The sequence below is a fragment of the Streptomyces sp. NPDC020845 genome (genome assembly GCF_044334165.1).
Classification (GTDB): domain Bacteria; phylum Actinomycetota; class Actinomycetes; order Streptomycetales; family Streptomycetaceae; genus Streptomyces.
This window is the reverse complement of the sequence record NZ_JBIRSJ010000014.1, coordinates 113,971-130,116: the sequence shown is the minus strand read 5'-3', so window position 1 is coordinate 130,116 and position 16,146 is coordinate 113,971. Positions and strand designations below refer to the sequence as shown.

General features: G+C 74.0%; 9 protein-coding genes. 3 read left to right on the top strand and 6 right to left on the bottom strand.

Going from position 1 to position 16,146, the window contains the following annotated elements; genetic code table 11:
• The first annotated feature begins 13 nt into the window (after positions 1-13).
• Entirely contained in the window at positions 14-2,599 is a 2,586-nt protein-coding gene (locus ACH4U7_RS34615; protein ID WP_398531734.1) for a hypothetical protein, read from the top strand.
• Here ACH4U7_RS34615 and ACH4U7_RS34610 read toward each other — a convergent pair.
• Together ACH4U7_RS34610 and lpdA are read right to left on the bottom strand one after the other, a co-directional pair.
• A complete protein-coding gene (locus ACH4U7_RS34610; protein WP_398531733.1) occupies positions 2,592-5,141 on the bottom strand; it encodes a SpoIIE family protein phosphatase in 2,550 nt (849 codons plus the stop codon). The genes ACH4U7_RS34615 and ACH4U7_RS34610 overlap by 8 nt on opposite strands.
• A 71-nt stretch (positions 5,142-5,212) precedes the next feature.
• Positions 5,213-6,625, bottom strand: coding sequence for a dihydrolipoyl dehydrogenase (lpdA, locus tag ACH4U7_RS34605; RefSeq protein WP_398531732.1), 1,413 nt, complete (start codon positions 6,623-6,625; stop codon positions 5,213-5,215).
• An 85-nt stretch (positions 6,626-6,710) separates the two neighbouring features.
• Here lpdA and ACH4U7_RS34600 point away from each other — a divergent pair, with 85 nt between their 5' ends.
• The gene (locus ACH4U7_RS34600) at positions 6,711-7,085 is read left to right on the top strand and encodes an RNA-binding S4 domain-containing protein (protein ID WP_398531731.1); all 375 of its coding nucleotides are present in this window, start codon (positions 6,711-6,713) and stop codon (positions 7,083-7,085) included.
• A 97-nt stretch (positions 7,086-7,182) separates the two neighbouring features.
• Here ACH4U7_RS34600 and ACH4U7_RS34595 read toward each other — a convergent pair whose 3' ends face one another.
• A complete protein-coding gene (locus ACH4U7_RS34595) occupies positions 7,183-8,421 on the bottom strand; it encodes an FAD-dependent oxidoreductase (RefSeq protein ID WP_398531730.1) in 1,239 nt (412 codons plus the stop codon).
• 168 nt (positions 8,422-8,589) lie between these two features.
• Between ACH4U7_RS34595 and ACH4U7_RS34590 the strand changes: the two genes are divergently transcribed.
• Entirely contained in the window at positions 8,590-9,369 is a 780-nt protein-coding gene (locus tag ACH4U7_RS34590) for a peptidoglycan-binding domain-containing protein (RefSeq protein ID WP_398531729.1), read from the top strand.
• Positions 9,370-9,439: 70 nt separating this feature from the next.
• On the opposite strand, the gene ACH4U7_RS34585 is transcribed toward ACH4U7_RS34590, so the two are convergent.
• The 3 genes from ACH4U7_RS34585 to ACH4U7_RS34575 all read right to left on the bottom strand — a co-directional run bounded on the left by ACH4U7_RS34585 (position 9,440) and on the right by ACH4U7_RS34575 (position 16,126).
• The gene (locus tag ACH4U7_RS34585; RefSeq protein WP_398531728.1) at positions 9,440-10,093 is read right to left on the bottom strand and encodes a LuxR C-terminal-related transcriptional regulator; all 654 of its coding nucleotides are present in this window, start codon (positions 10,091-10,093) and stop codon (positions 9,440-9,442) included.
• A gap of 413 nt (positions 10,094-10,506) precedes the next feature.
• Entirely contained in the window at positions 10,507-13,347 is a 2,841-nt protein-coding gene (locus ACH4U7_RS34580; RefSeq protein WP_398531727.1) for an ATP-binding protein, read from the bottom strand.
• On the bottom strand, positions 13,337-16,126 hold the full coding sequence (locus tag ACH4U7_RS34575) for an AAA family ATPase (RefSeq protein WP_398531726.1): 2,790 nt from the start codon (positions 16,124-16,126) through the stop codon (positions 13,337-13,339). The genes ACH4U7_RS34580 and ACH4U7_RS34575 overlap by 11 nt, the downstream gene beginning before the upstream one ends.
• Between the last annotated feature and the right edge of the window lie 20 nt (positions 16,127-16,146).

Below are 16,146 nucleotides of genomic sequence, written 5' to 3'. Positions count from 1 at the left end.
GAGAACACCCGGCGTGGCGACCCTCGACGAATCCCTGCTCTCGGCCACGTTCCGGCTGGCCGGCCCCGCACTCGCCCCGGATCTGATGGCCCGGCTGCGCGAGGAGGCCATGGCGCTGGTGGCCGGGCGGGAACCGCTGCCCGACTATCTGGTGGACGAGATGTTCGCCACCGGCGACGCCGAAATGATCTGGGCCCTGTCCGGGTGTCCGCTGACGCCCGAGCGCGAACCGGTGCTGCTGCGCCTTGCCTCGCTGGGCTATACGGCGCTGGGCCCACGGCTCTATCAGGGGTACGGCGACCGCCAGACACTGCAGGCCGCGGTGGTGGAGGGCGCGAAGCGAAATCTGGACGACCCCGACTGGTATGAGCCGGACGGGCTGGTGGAGTATCTGCTGAACGCCACCGGCCCGAAGCTCCTCCCCGCGCTGCGCGCGCCCTTCCCCAGCGTCGTGCGCCACGCCCTGAAATCCCTCGGCGACCGGGCAGGGCTGGACGATCAGCTGGCGGCCTGCCGGGCGATGCTCACCTACGGCGGCGTCGCCGAGCTGGCCGAGCTCGCTGAACTGCCCGCGCTGCGCCCCGTGGTGGCGGAGCTGGTGCGCCGGGCCGTGGCCGCGCCCGACCCGGCGGCCGTGCTGGAGAGTGCCTCGGTGTCCGAGGCCACCGACGAGACCGCCGCGCCCGCGCCCGCCTCAAGTGCCCCGGCACTGTCCGGGGCGGCCCTGGTGAGCCGGCTGCGCGAGGTGAAGTGGACCCGCGACGAATTCCCTCTGGGCCACGTGGACTGGGAACCGCTGCTGGCGGAGCACCGGCGGGAGCCCCTGCCGAACGGCGCGCTCCTCATGCTGGCGGCCCGCCAGGACTGCCCGGACGAGATCGTGTTGGCGGCCTACAGGGAGGCGCCCCGCCATCTCCCCGGCACCTCCCCGCTGCCGTGGCAGCTCCTCACGGATGGCGACTGGAACGACTCCTACTCCCGCTTCAACCTGGCCAAACTGCTGGGCCGGGGCATCCACAGCGGCGAGTATCAGGTGACACGGGTGCTGGCGGAGATCCGCCCTGCCCGCACGGTCCTCAACTCGCTGCCCCACGACGAGGCTCCCGTCCGCGAGGCACTGGCCCGCCTGGTGGCCGAGCTGGGCGACGACTTCGCCGCCTGGCGCGCCCTGTACTCGCTGCTGCCCCGCTTCGCCGGAACACCCACGGAGCTGGTCGCCGCGGCCCGCGAGCAGACGGCCAAGCACCGGAACAAACCCTGGCCCCGGCCGCTGGCCCCCGAGTACCCGGTGAGCGCGCCGGAAGGCGCCCGGGCGGTGTTCCTGCAGCTGTACCAGCTGGCCACCGAGGACGTCCAGCTGGCGCTCGCGGAACACCTGGACCAGCGCACCGTCCAGCATCTGCTGGTCCACCACCAGCCCTCGGCCGCCCTGCGCGACCGCTTCATCGCGCTGCACGGGGTGTCCGTACTGGCAGGGCTCGCCTCCAGCTGGGAGCTGCCGGAGGACATCATCGGGGAGCTGCTGCTCCACGACGACCCCGAGATCAACGCCAAGCTGTACATCAACACCCCGCTGACCCCGGGGCAGCGCCGACAGATCCTGTCCGGCCGGCGCAGCCGTCCCGACAGCGGTGAGGGGCCGCTGCCGCTCACCGAGGAGGTGTTCATCGAGCTGCGGAACAGCGGGCGCCGCCACTGGCTCCTGCCGATCGTCGAGGCCGGCGATCCGCGGCTGGCCCGCATCCTGCTCGGCAAGATCAAGCTGCATACGCTCGCCGGGCAGCTGCTCCTGCTGGTGCGGCTGTGGGAGCGGCACGGCGCGGAGGAGGTGCGCGCGCTGTTGGACGAGACCGAGTTCCCCGAGCGGCGCAGCAAGAAGCACCCGCTGCCGGCGTCCACCCAGAAGATCGTCCGATCCGCGCTCGAGGCGCCGGACGGCCTGGCCGAGCTGCGCGACCGGCTCGCGCATGCCCAGTCGCCCGCAAGCCAGGCGGGGTATCTGCGCGGCGCGGCCGAGGGGCGGCGCGATCAGCTCGCCGCGGCGCTTGAGCGGCTGTCCGAGGAGACCGGCCCGGACCTCCCGTGGCCGGAGCTGCTGGCCGAGCACGGCCGCGATCCGCTGCCGGACGCGCTGCTGGTCGAGCTGGCCAAGCGGGACGACTTCCCGGAGGAGCTGCGCCCCGACTGGCGGCTCGCGGAAATGCGCCAGGGGCACCCTGCCCATCCGCACCGGCTCACCGGCCCGCGCCCCACCGCCCTGGAGCTGCTGCGCCACCACCAGCTGCCCGCGTACATCCAGCAGGACTGGCTGAACACGGCGGTGTCCTACGGGCAGCTGACCCTGTCGGAGATCCTCCACGAGGCGCGGCCGGCCCGCGTGGCCGCGACCTACCTGGCGAAGTACGCGTCGAACCGCCCCCAGGAGTCGGCGGACGGCATGGATGAGCAGCTGTGCCGGGTCCGCCAGGAGGCCGTGGATCTGATCGCCGCCCATCTGGGCAAGGATCCGGAAGGCTGGGCGGTGGCCATGCGGCTGATGCCCGAGTTCACCGGCACCCTCCCGGAGCTGCTGGCCACCACGGCAGCGGTGATCAGCTGAGGGCGAACACGGAGGAGAGGGACGCCGCGGAGGGCTCGAAGGGCAGCGTCTGCTCGGTCCAGATGACCTTGCCCCTTCTGGTGTAGCGGGTGCCCCAGCGGTCGACCATCTGGGCCACCAGGAACAGCCCCCGCCCGCCCTCGTCGGTGCTGGCGGCCCGCCGCAGATGAGGTGCGGTGGTGCTGCCGTCGGCGACCTCGCAGATCAGGGCCCGGTCGCGGAGCAGGCGCAGCCGGATGGGGCCGGAGGCGTGGCGGATGGCGTTGCCGAGCAGTTCGCTGACCACCAGCTCGGTGGTGAAGGCCGCCTCCTCCAGGCCCCAGTCCGCGAGGGTCCGGTCCACGGCGGCCCGCATATCGGCGACGACCGCGGGGTCCGACGGAAGGTCCCAGGACGCGATGTGGTCCTCGGCCAGGCCGGTGGCGCCGGCGACGAGCAGCGCCATGTCGTCGGTGGGGTGGTTCGGCGGCAGGGCCTCCATCACCGTTCGGCAGGTGCGCTCGGGGTCGGGGTCGGCGCGCGCCAGCGCGCCGAGCAGCCGGTCGAGACCGGTGTCGACATCCACGCCGCCGGCCTGGAGGATCCCTTTGGTGTACAGCACCAGGCGGGTGCCGTCGGGGAGGTCGGCCTCGGCGGTCTCGAAGGGCAGCCCGCCCAGGCCCAGCGGCGGTCCGGCGGGCAGGTCCAGCACGGTCGCCGCGCCGTCCGGGCGCACCAGGGCGGGCGGCGGGTGGCCGGCCCGCGCCAGGGAGCAGCGCCGGACGACCGGGTCGTAGATCGCGTACAGACAGGTGGCGCCCGCGACCCCGGCGCCGGGGGACGCGCCGTCCGCGACGGCCTCCTCCTGGTCCAGGTGCTCCACCACCTCGTCGAGGGCGCTCAGCAGTTCGTCCGGGGGCAGGTCGAGCGAGGAGAAATTGTGCACGGCGGTGCGCAGCCGGCCCATGGTCGCGGCGGCGTGCAGACCGTGACCGACGACATCGCCGACGACGAAGGCGATACGGGCCCCGGACAGCGGGATGACGTCGAACCAGTCCCCGCCCACCCCGCCGTGCCCGGGCACATAGCGGTGGGCGACCTCGACGGCCTCGTGCTCGGGCAGCTCGCGGGGCAGCAGGCTCTGCTGCAGCGCCAGTGCGGTGGCGTGCTCGCGCCCGGTTCGGCGGGCGTTGTCGATGTACGCGGCCGCCTGGCTGACCAGCTCCTCGGCGAGGGTGAGATCGTCGTCCTCGAAGGGCGCCGCGCGCGCCGAGCGCCAGAAGTCGGCCCGGCCCAGGATGACGCCGCGCGCGGTGAGCGGGACGGTCACCGAGCCGATCGGCTCGCCCATCAGGTTCGGCGGGCAGTCCTCACGACCGCAGATCGCGACGCGGCGCATCCGGGTGTCGGAGAGGTCGGGCTCCTCGCCGCGCAGGACCGACTCCATCAGGTCGACGGTTACGCAGTCGGCGAAGCGTGGCACGGCGACCTGGGCCAGCTCCTGGGCGGTGTGCACCATGTCGAGCGTGGTGCCGACCTCGACGCCGGCGTCGTACAGCAGCGCCAGGCGCTCCCGCGCCCGGTCGGCCTTGTCCGTCAGGAGCTGTAGCTCGGTGGTGTCGCGCAGGGTGGCGACGCTGCCCCAGGGCTGTCCGCGCCGACAGGCCGGGCGCTGGTTGACCGCCAGCAGCCGCTCCCCCACCTCGTGGATCTCATCGGTGGCCGGCCGGCCCGAGGCGAGCAGGGCGGCGGTGTCCCGCGGCAGGCCCACGTCGGTCACCTGCTTCCCCTGGGCGTCGGGCGGCAGGGTCAGGAGCCTGCGCGCCTCGTCGTTGGCGAGCAGCAGCCTTCCCTCCCCGTCGACGATCAGCACCCCTTCCCGTACGGCGCGCAGCACGGCGTCATGGTGCTCGTACATCCGGGCGATCTCGGCGGGCCCGAGGCCACGGGTCTGCAGCCGCAGCCGTCGGCTCACCAGCGCGGCCCCGCCGGCGCCGAGCCCGAGGGCCAGGCCCAGGGATCCCAGTACGACGGGCAGCTGGCGGTCGACCGAGCTGCGTGCGCTCGGGATCGTGATCCCGGCGTTGACGATGGCGATCACCTTTCCGCTGGCGTCGGTGACGGGGACCGCCGCGCGGATGGAGGGGGCGGCGAGGGTCACGCCGGGGACCTTGTCGGTGAAGGCTCGGCCCACCGTGGCCGGGTAGAGGGGGCGGTCGACGTGCTTGCCGATCTCGCGGGGGTTGGGGTGGGTGTAGCGGATGCCGCTCGGGCTCGTCACCACGATGTAGTCGACGCCGGCGTCCCGTCTGACCTGCTGGGCGAAGGGCTGGAGCGTCGCGCTGGGGTCGTGGGACCTGAGGGCGGCGAGGACTCCCGGGGCGCGGGCGAAGGAGTGGGCGACGGCGAGCGAGCGGCCCCGGGCCTGGTTCTCGCCGCTGTTTCGGGCTTGCAGGACCAGCGCGACGCCCGCGGAGACCACGAGCAGCGCCATGATCGCCAGCAGCAGGGCGAACGCCTGTCCGGCGACACTGCGGGAGCGTAGCGCCGAACCCACCTTCATCTGGCCTTTTTAGCATATTTGGAACATATGCACCGCCGCTGACAGCGTGACCAGGACCTGCCCCGGGCGGCTCACATATTGATCATGTGCCCGGCGAGGCCGTGCACGGCCTCCTTCACCGCCTCGGAGAGCGTGGGATGGGCATGGATATTGCGCGCCACCTCGTGGGCGGTCAGATCCCAGCGCTGCGCCAGCGTCAGCTCCGGCAGCAGCTCGGTGACCTCAGGGCCGATCAGATGGCCACCCAGCAACTCGCCGTGGCGGCCGTCCCCGATCAGCTTCACAAAGCCGGCCGGGTCCCCGAGCCCCTGCGCCTTCCCGTTCGCGGTGAACGGGAACTTGGACACCCGCACATCGAAGCCCAGCTCCCGGGCCTGGGCCTCGGTCCAGCCGAAGCTGGCGATCTGGGGCTGGCAGAAGGTCGCCCGCGGAATCATCACGTACTCCAGCGCCATGGTCTCCGCGCCCGCGATCGTCTCGGCGGCGACCACGCCCATCGCCTCGGCCGCGTGGGCGAGCATCAGCTTCGCGGTGACGTCCCCGACCGCGAAGATATGCGGCACGCTGGTGCGGCAGTACGCGTCGACGGCGATGGCGCCACCGCCGCCGGCAGTTCCAGTCAGCCGGACGCCGGTGTTCTCAAGACCGTATCCGGTGACCCGGGGCCGGAAGCCGATCGCCTGAAGCACCGCCTGGGCCTGCAGCGTCTGCCGCTGGCCACCCGTGGTCACCATGACCTTCACCGAGGGGCCCGCGTCGTTGATCGCCTCGACCCGGGTGGAGGTGAGCACGTCGATGCCGAGCCTGCGGTAGCGGCGCGCGAGCTCCGCGGAGACCTCCTCGTCCTCCAGCGGGACGATCCGGTCCAGGAACTCCACCAGCGTCACCCGCACCCCGTAGCTGCGCATGATGTACGCGAACTCGACGCCGATGGCGCCGGCCCCGGCGATGATCACACTCTCGGGCAGCTCCGGGCTGAGGATCTGCTCCTCGTACGTCACCACCCGCTCGCTGAGCGAGGTGCCGGGCAGCAGATTGGTGACCGTGCCGGTGGCGATCACGCAGTGGCCGAAGGTGAGGGTCTCCGTTCCCCCGGCGGTCAGGTCGATCCGCAGCGTACGGTCGTCGGTGAAGGTGCCCCGGCCGTCGTACTGCGGGATCTCGTTCTTCTTCATCAGGTAATGGATCCCCCTGACGCGCCCGTCGGCGACCTTGCGGCTGCGCTCGTAGGCGGCCTGGTAGTCCAGGATCACCTGCCCGTCCACCCGGATGCCGAAGGTCTGGGCCTCCTTGGTGAACAGATGGGCCAGCTCGGCGTTGCGCAGCAGGGCCTTGGAGGGGATACAGCCCACGTTCAGGCACACCCCTCCCCAGAACCGCTCCTCCACGATGGCGACGGACAGACCGAGTTGCGCGGCGCGGATCGCCGCGACATAGCCGCCCGAGCCCGCCCCCAGGACCACGACGTCAAAGTGTGCGCTCATGCGTCGCACCTTAGACAGCAATTCCGGATATAGCAGGACGTACCGCCCTGGACGGAGCCGATAGAGTCAGGACATGGCTTCAGGCATGGCTTCAGACAACGCGCCGGTGCGGGTCGACAGCTGGATCTGGTCCGTACGGCTGACGAAGACGCGGTCGCTGGCCGCCACGGCCTGCCGCGGCGGCCACGTCCGCGTCAACGGGGAGCGCGTCAAGGCCGCCCACGCCGTGCGGCCCGGGGACGAGGTACGGCTCTTCCACGCCGGACGCGAACGGATCGTCGTGGTGAAACGCCTGGTGCGCAAGCGGGTCGGGGCGGCCGTCGCGGCCGAGTGTTTCATCGACAACTCCCCTCCCCCGCCGCCGCGCGAGGAGCTGGCCGCGGTCGGCCATCGCGACCGCGGCGCCGGCCGCCCGACGAAGCGCGACCGGCGCGATATGGAGCGGCTGCGCGGCCACTGAGCGGCCCGGCCCCCACCGCGGCTGAACGGCCGGACCCGCGCCATGGCCGCTGAGCGGCCGGGCCCCCGCCGCTCAGCGCCATACGTGCCGAACCGTTTCAGCGCAGGGCGGCGGCGGGCGGGTGCTCGCGCTGTGCGCCGTACGCCAGGAAGTACGCAGGGGCCCGCTTCAGCCAGGGCGCCGCGTTCAGCACCCGCACCATCCCGGGCGGCCGGGACCCGTCGCCGAGCAGGGTGCGGCCGGCCAGCACCGGCTCGATGACCCGGGCGTGGGCGATCCGCTGCAGCGTCTGCGTCGCCGCGGCGGTCGGCCATCTGCGGCGCTGCACCTCGCGCACCTCCCGCAGCCCGACCCCGTCCCCGCCCGCTGCGAGCGGCCCGGCGAGGATGCGGGCGGCGGCCACGGCGTCCTGGACGGCGAGGTTGATGCCGATCCCGAACACCGGCGACATCGCGTGTGCCGCGTCCCCGATGCACAGCAGCCCGGGGCGGTGCCAGCGCCGGAGCCGGTCAAGACGTACGTCGAGCAGCTTCACCTCGTCCCAGGACCGCAGGGCATGGGCGCGGTCCGCCAGCCATGGGGCGGCCGCCGCGAACTCGGCCATGAACCGGTCGAGACCGGCCGCGCGCCGGGCCGCGTCGGTGCCCTTGGGGATCAGCGCGGCGCACTGCCAGTACTCCCCGCGGTCGATCATCGCGGTCAGAAAGCGGTCACCGGCGTTCCCCACAAGACCCCGCGGGTCGCCCTCGTGCCGCGGCACCCGGAACCACCAGGCGTCCATCGGGCACGGGAACTCCCGCAGCCCCAGCTCGGGCAGGTGCCTGGCCAGCGATCCCCGGCCGTCGCAGGCCACGGTCAGATGGGCCCGCAGCTCGCCGGTGCTCCCGTCCGCGGTGCGGTAGCGCACCCCCGCGACCCGGCCGCGCTCCATGAGGAAGGAGGTCGCCTCGGTGTTCATCCGCAGCCGGAAGGAGGGCTCCCGCGCACCCTCGTCCGCCAGCAGATTCAGCAGATCCCACTGCGGCACCATCGCGACGTAGTTGTACTTGACCGGCAGCGCGCCGATGTCGCCCACGGTGAACAGCGAGCGGCCCGGGCCGATGGGCAGCTGGATGGTGTGCACATGACGCTGCGGCAGCGCGGCGAACCGCTCGGCGAGGCCGAGTTCGTCCAGGAGCGACAGCGTGCTCGGATGCACGGTGTCGCCGCGGAAGTCACGCAAGAAGTCACCGTGCTTCTCCAGGACCGTGACCTCCACCCCGGCGCGCGCCAGCAGCAGCCCGAGCACCATCCCGGCCGGCCCGCCGCCCACCACACAACAGGTCGCGCGTTCCATCGTCTCGACTCCCTTCGCTCCAGGCCACGGTATCCGTGGGCGTGGCGCGACCGACAAAGACGTCTCCGGTTGAGTCTCCCGGGCCTCCCGTCCGTATCTCATCTTGATGGTCTCTACGGTCCTGACCGCCCTGCCGGTCCTGACGGCGCGGCGCAAGAGGAGGTCTGTATGGCTGCCGGAACCGATCCCGAACGGCCCACCGGGCGGCAGGTGATCGAGCCGACCCGGATCTTCCGTGCGGTTGCGAAGCCCGACGGGGAGGGCGGCCCGCCGGTCGACGGCTGGATGGAGGACCTCGACCTCTTCCGTCCGCTGGTCTCGGGGACGCCGCCGCGCGCGTACGACCTCGGCGACGCGGACACCGAGGAGTTCGACCTCGGTCTGCGGACGGCCACCGAGGCGTCGGCCTCCGCGGCCCCGGACGGCTCAACAGGCTCAACCGACTCTTCCGCCGCGCACGCCGCCCCCGCCGCGCCGCCGTTCTGGCGCCGGTCGCGCCCCGCCGCCCTGGCCGCCGCGGGGGCGGTCGGGGCGGGTCTCGCGCTCGCGCTCGTGCTGCTCGTCCCCGGCGCCGACGGATCCACCGCGGCGCAGCCGGATCCGGGGAGCGGCACCCCGTCCGGCCGTACGTCGGCCCCCGCCGCGCCCACCGCCTCCGCCGCCGCGCCGAGCGGCGACGGACAGGGGGGCCAGGGCGAGGGCCAGGGCGCGGTGCTGTCCCTGGGGGACAGCGGCCCCGAGGTCTCCGAGCTCCAGTCCCGGCTGCTGCGGATCCCGGACGTGTACGCGGGCGGTTCGGTCAACGGCCAGTACGACCAGAGCCTCGCCTCCGCCGTGGCCCGCTTCCAGCTGTGGTACGGCATCCGCGGCGACGAGGACGGGGTGTACGGCGACGACACCCGGCGCGATCTGGAGTCCCGTACACGCGACCTGGAGTCCCGCACCTGAACCGCGGGCCGCGCCGGGGGCGCTCACCGCACGGCGGCCGGGTGGCGTCGCGCGCGGTGCGGACGAGCCATCACTTGACGAAGTCCTGGACGACCTTCGGGGGCCAGGAGCCCACTTCGAGCACCCCCATGGAGTAGGCGCGGGAGACGAGGGCGGCCCGGTTGGGGACCCGCAACTTCCGGAGTAACCGCGTCACGTGGTACTCGACCCCCTGGCGGCTGAGGTAGAGCCGGGAAGCCAGCGGGACGGTCGAGACCCCGGCGGCGATGCCTTCCAGGATGCGGGCCTCGATCTCGGTGAGGACCTTCTTGTGCGGGGTGACGACATCCGCGTCCTCGAAGCCCGCCGCGGAGCGCATCACGACCAGGATCGAGGCGACACGGGAGGTCTCCCCGCGCACCGGGACGGCCGTGAGCGCGCTGGTGAACGGCATGCCCTCGGCCGCGAAGGCGACGACATGGGTGGCGAACCGGCGGCGGGTGCCGTCGACGAGCCGGCCGAGCTGATACCGGAGCGGCTGGCGCAGGCTGGGGTGGGCCAGATCGCAGAAGGCGCGGCCGCACACATCCGCGGAGGAGCCTCCGAACTGCCGGAAGAACTCCTGATTCGCCTGCTGGACGAGCAGGTTGGGGTCGAGGCGGGCCACACACGCACCTGGCTGGTCGAATTGCCCGAGGAGATCGGCGTACTCGAGCTGATCACGTCCTGCGTCGTGGGATATCACTGTGTCTGCGGGCGCGGGAATCGCCAATGGCCTGCCGTCCCTTCAGGGATCCGTTCCCCCGGAAATCACGGGAACGAAATGCTGGTCGTGCAATTTGATATTTCAGTTCGGAGACTAGGTAGCCCCGGACGGGCGAGTCAACGTCCGCTGACGGCGCGCCGCAAATCCTGTGGTGCGTACGGCCGATGGTTCGGTCCGCGGGCCACGGTTTCGGTGGTTCGGTTCGGTGTCGCCGCCGGGCGCATCGAACCATATCTCAACGCCCTGACCTGGCAAGGAGGTTGCCTCCCCGAGACATGGCGGGCGCCGCGCCGGATACGGGGGCGCAGTCCCCGCACCCCGGGTGCGGGGGCGCCGCGCGAGCCCCTGGGAGCCGGGGCGGCGTCACGGCGAGCGGCGGAGCATTAGCGGCGTTAACTTCCTTTGACCGCCTGCAGCCGCGGCAGGGCGGCGATGAGTTCACGCCGCCCGGATACGTTCAGCTTGCGATAAGAATTCGTCAAGTGCTTCTCGACAGCGCGGGATGTGACGCCCAGCTCTCCGGCGATCTCTGAATTGGTGAGTCCCCGGCCGGCCAGGGTCACCACCCGCCGCTCGGTGCGGGTCAGCGCGTCCTCCAGCCGGACGGTGCCGTCCCCGCCGCCGCGGCGGGCCCGTTCGACCAGCCACGGCGCCTCGCATGCGGCGGCCAGCTCCGCCGCCTCCCGCAGCAGGTCATCGGCCTCCGGACGGCCTTCGAGGCGCCCGCCCAGCTGCAGCAGGGCGCGGGCCAGTTCGAGTTCGTTGGCCGAGCCGCGCAGCACGCCGACCGCCTCGCGCAGCAGGTCCTCGCCCGTCTCGCCGCCCAGCAGCATGCCCTTGAGCCGCAGCGCCCGGCCCATGGCGACCGGCGCGCCCCACTCCTCGGCCCGCAGCCGGTCCTCTTCGGCGAGCGCGAGCGCCGAGCGGGGGTCGCCGAGACGCTGGTACAGCCCGGCCGCGCGCAGCCGCCAGGGGAACAGCACCGGGTTGCGCCAGCCCGCCGACTCCAGCCGGCGGCCGCAGGCCATCAGGGTCTCCACGGCGGCGGCCCAGCGGCCGCGGTGGGCGTCCACGGACGCGCCGAGGAACTGCACCGCCACCGCCAGGGGCAGACAGGAGGAGGTGCGCCGCGAGGCCTCGTCCAGCACCCGCTCGCTCAGCGCGGGGTCGCCGATCTCCAGGGCCGTACGGACGAGCGCGATGGTGGCCGCGAGGCCGAGTTCCTGCCAGTGGGCGTCGGACAGCCGCAGGGCGCGCTCGGCATGGGCGTGGGCCAGGGTCGGCCGACCGCGCGCCATGAGCACCATCGCCTGCTCGAGGTGGCCAAACCCGTCGACGACGGTGCCGACGGTGCCGACCGTGTCCGCAGCGCGCGACCGGCCGATCCGCTGCTCGACGGACAGCCAGGAGCCGACCGCGTCCACGGAGTCGGCGGCGACCAGCGCGACGGTGGCCAGCGGCAGCGCGGAGTACACCCGCGCCGACCCGACCGGTTCGCGCTCCAGAAGGCGCATCGCCAGCCGGGTGACCTCGTCCGCGGGCAGTCTGCAGGTGAGTGTGGCGGCGCTGACCAGCACCGCGACCAGTTCGCGCTCGGCGGCCGTGGCCGTCGGCGGCTCCTCCCCCATCCCGTACAGCCGCTCCACCGCCGAGGTCAGCTCCGCCGGGTCGTCGATGCCGCTCTGGCGCAGCCGCGCCTCCAGCCGCAGGGCCATCTCGCGCGCCGCTCCGCCCAGCGCGTCCGGCGGGCCGAGCTCGTCGGCGACCTGCCGCAGCAGATCGACGGCGGAGGGCCGCAGCAGGCCCATGACGGCCGGGGTGAGCCGAAGCGCCGCGGCGGCCCGGTGGCCTGGCGTGGGGAGCAGCGGGATCGCCTGGGAGATATGGCGTTCGCACGCCACCGGGTCGAGGCCACGCTCCGCGGTGGCCAGGTCGATCAGCAGCCGCGACCGACCCTCGCCCGCCAGGGAGGCGTCCAGCAGGGCGCGCCGCAGATAGCGTACGGCGACCTCGGGGGCGCCCCGGCGCAGCGCGACGTCCGCGGCGGCCCGCAGCACGCCGGCCGACCAGTCGTGGCGGGAGGTGACGCCCGCCATCAGCTGGGCGGCGACCTGTTCGTCGGAGCGCCCGGCGCGGTACAGCAGCTCCGCCGCGTGGTCGTGCAGCCACTCCCGCTCCGCGACGGACAGCGACGACTGGACGGCGTCCGCCACGACGGGGTGGACGAACCGCGGCTCCCGCTCGTCGGCGGCCAGCCCCAGCGCGCGCAGGTCGCGCAGCGCCGCCGCGTAGTCGATCGGGTCCAGGCCGGCCAGCCGGGGGACGAGTGCGGGGTCGCCCGGTTCGCCGAGGGCCGCGATCGCGGCGGCCAGGTGGCGTACCGGCGCAGGCTGCAGACGTACGCTCCTGGCCAGCCGCTCGCGCAGGTCCGCGGGGCGGGCCGCGCGGACCGCGCCGGCCCGGTCGGCGGTCGGCCGGTGACCGGCGGCCGCCAGGTCCAGCAGCACAGCGGTCAGCGACAACGGGCTGCCGGCGCAGGTCTCGTGACAGGCCCGGATGAACTCCTCGTCGCCCGGCTCGCCGAAGTGGTCGCGGATCAGCGCCGCGGTGCCCGCGGACGACAGCGGGCGGGGGCGCAGCCGGTGTGTCGCGGCCTCGACGACCTCGCTCAGCAGGGGGTGCCGGGCGCGGGGTTCCCCGTCGCGCAGGGTGCACACCACGACGGCGCGCAGCCCCCGCAGCCGCTTGGCCAGGTAGGCCAGCCAGCACAGCGAGGGGGTGTCCACCCATTGGAGGTCGTCGACCAGGATCAGCAGCGGGCCGTCGGCGCTGACGCTTTCCAGCAGCGAAAGCAGGCCGCTGAGCGCCGGTTCGTAGGCGGCGGTGGGGCGGTCGCCGGCGGGCATGTCCTCGTCGGCGAGGGCCAGGTTGGCGAAGCACGCGCTCTCGCGCGTCCAGCGTTCGCTCAGCTCCCCGGCGGCGCCCGCGAGCAGGCTGTCGAACAGCTGGCGCACCACGCCGAAGGCGAAGTCCTGTTCCACCGGGGCGGCGTTGGCGCGCAGCACCCGCACGTCCTCGGCCTCGTTCACGGCTCGCGCGGCCAGTCGCTGGAGCAGCGCGGACCGGCCGATGCCGAGCGGGCCGGTCAGCAGGACGAGGGACGGCCCGCCCTCGCGGGCGGTCCGTAACGCACCGGAGATCCGCGCCAGTTCGGCGCCCCGCTCATGCAACATCCGTGTCGTAGCCCTCCATCGAGCGCACCATCTCGCGCAGTTCGGCCCGGCCGCTGATCCGCAGCTTCTTGTACGCCCCGCTCAGCCGCAGCTCCACCGTGCGGGTGGTGACCGAGAGCATGTCGGCGATGTACCGGTTGCCGTGTCCGAGGCCCGCGAGGGTGGCGGTGCGCCGCTCGACGTCGGACAGCGCGGCCCAGGCGGGGTGCAGTCCGCGGACCGCGGCCGACGGAAGTCGGCCGAGCCGCTGGGCGAGTGCGCGCGCCCGCGCGGCCGGTCTGCTGTCGGGCTGGGCCGAGGTGAGCCGGGACACCTCGGCGATCAGGGGTTCCGCGGCCCGCCGCCGCCCCGCGTCCAGCTCCACGGTGGCCAGCTCCATCAGCGCCCCGATGTAGGCCATGTTGGCGGGGGTGGCTTGGAGGGTACGCACGGCCTCGCGCAGTCTGGCGGCCCGTCCGTCGTGGGCCACTCGTCCGATGCCCAGTTCGGCCCAGCCGATCGCGCTCGGCGCGCCCCAGCGCCGGGCCAGCGCGAGCTCTTCGCGGCTGAGCCGGTGTGCCTCCTGGTCGTGGCCGAGCGCGTGGCAGGCCCGGGCGGCCATGGAACGCCAGGGCAGCAGGGCCGGGTTGACGTACTGGAGGCGCAGCAGCCGCCGGCCGGCGGCGAGCAGCAGATCGATCGCTTCGGCCGGTTTGCCGTCGGCGATGTCCACCAGGGCCCTGGCGAACAGCAGATGGGCCCCCGCCATGGTGTTCCACGACGCGTCGGGGTCGGGCAGGGCCATGAGCGCCGCGGTCTGCTTGCGGTCGCCGCTCTCCAGCGCGACGAGGATCCGTACGGCCCGCGCGTAGGGGGCGTAGAGGGGGTGCAGATGGGTGTGCGGCAGGGCCCGCTCGGCGGCGGCGACATCCCGCTCGGCCAGATCGGGCCGGCCCCGGCGCAGGTTCATATCGCCGCGCCCGGTCAGCACCAGCGAGGCGGCGGCGCGGGCATGGTCGCGCCGGGCCTCGGTGAGCAGCTCGTCCAGCCGCAGCCCGGCCTCGTCCGTCTCGTCGGCCAGGCACAGCGCCCGGCACGCCGCCAGCCGGGGCAGCAGCAGCCCACCCTCGTCGGCGGGGCCTGCGAAGGCGCTGCGGGCCAGCGCTCTGGTGGTGAGCAGGTCCTCGCCGAGCAGGGCCAACTGCCAGGCGCGCGCCCCGGCCTGGGCGGGCGAGGACGGATGGGCGGGGAGCGGGGGGACCTCGTGCAGCAGCAGATCGGTGTCGTCATGGCGGCCCAGTTCGGCGAGCCAGAACAGGGCGGTCAGGGCGCTGCGTTCACCGCCCCGCGCGGCGGGCAGCGCGTCCGTCAGCGCCCGGCGTACGACATCGGAGCCGCCGCGGGCCAGCGCCAGGTCCGCGGCGCGCAGCCGTGCGTCGGCGAGCTCCGCGCCCGGTGACCGAAGGATCTCGGCGAACCGGCGGTCCCCGGCCTCCGGCGCCTCCAGCACCTCGGCCGCGGCCAGCCGAAGGCTCAGCCAGGTCCGCTGCTCGCGGTCCAGCGGCTCCTCCAGCGCGCGGGCCAGGGAGGCGACCGCCCGGCCGTGGTCGGCGGCGCGCAGCGCGGCGCCGCCGGCGCGGCGCAGTACGTGGACGGCCCAGGGCGCCCCGATCGGGCGGGCGGTGAGCAGCAGCCGGGCGATGTCCGCGTCGTCCACGGCGGCCCGGTGGGCGAGTTCCGCCGCGCGCGCGTACAGGTCGGCCCGCTCGTCGGCGGGCATCTCCTCCAGCACCCGGGCCCGCACCTCCGGGCCGGTCAGCCGCAGCGCCGCGCCCGGGCCGGGGGCGGTGAGCCCGGTCGCCTCCAGCGTCTCGCGCAGCCCCGCCTCGTACTCCGGGCGCGGCCGGGCGAGCGTGCTGACGAGGGGGAAGTCCAGCAGGTCGCCGCAGACGGCGAGGGCACGCAGCACCGCGACCGCCGGGGCGGGCAGACCGCGCAGCGCGCGGGTGGCGTGATCGGCGGTGGCGGCGGCCGCGATCGCGCGCAGCTGGGGCACCCGGTCGTCGGCCGGTTCATGTCCGGTGTCGGCGAAGCGGCGCAGCGCGTCGTGGAGCACCGCCGGGTTGCCCCTGGTGGTCTCGGCCGCCGCCGCGGTGAACCGTTCCTGCCCCTGGCCGCCGCACACCAGGGTCACCGCGGCGGCGACCTGGGCGGGGCCCAGCGGCGGTAGCACCAGCCGGGACACGGCGAGCGAGAGCGGGGAACCGCCGCGCGACAGCGGGGAAACGGCAACGGGCCCCGGGAGGGCATCGGCCAGCGGTACGGGGCCGATGGCGCCGGCCAGCACCACGATCGGCGCCCCGGGCAGCCGCCGCACCAGCGCCTGGAGCCAGTGCAGCGAGTCGGGGTCCAGCCACTGCAGATCCGCCACGGCCAGCAGCGTCGGCCGGTCCCATGCCGTGCGCAGCAGCTCGGCCAGGCCCGGGAACGGCCCGTCGCGCCCGGACGGGCCCTCGGATACGGCGTCGGCGGACGCGGTGTCGGCAGGCGGGCCCAGCAGTTGGGTCACCGCCGCGTACGGCAGATCGCTCTCGCCGGGGGTGCCCCGGGCGCGCAGCACGCGCAGACCGCGGTCCTCGGCGAGCCCGGCCGCCCACCGCAGCAGCGCGTTCTGCCCGAAGCCCGCCGTACCGCTGAGGGTGACCACCGCCGGGCGCCGCACGGTCAGGCCGCTGACGGCCTCGGCCAGAACCTCTTGTTCAGGTTCGCGCCCGAGGAGCGGGAGGCCGGGGGGCTGCATGTCGCGCACTATACACCGCG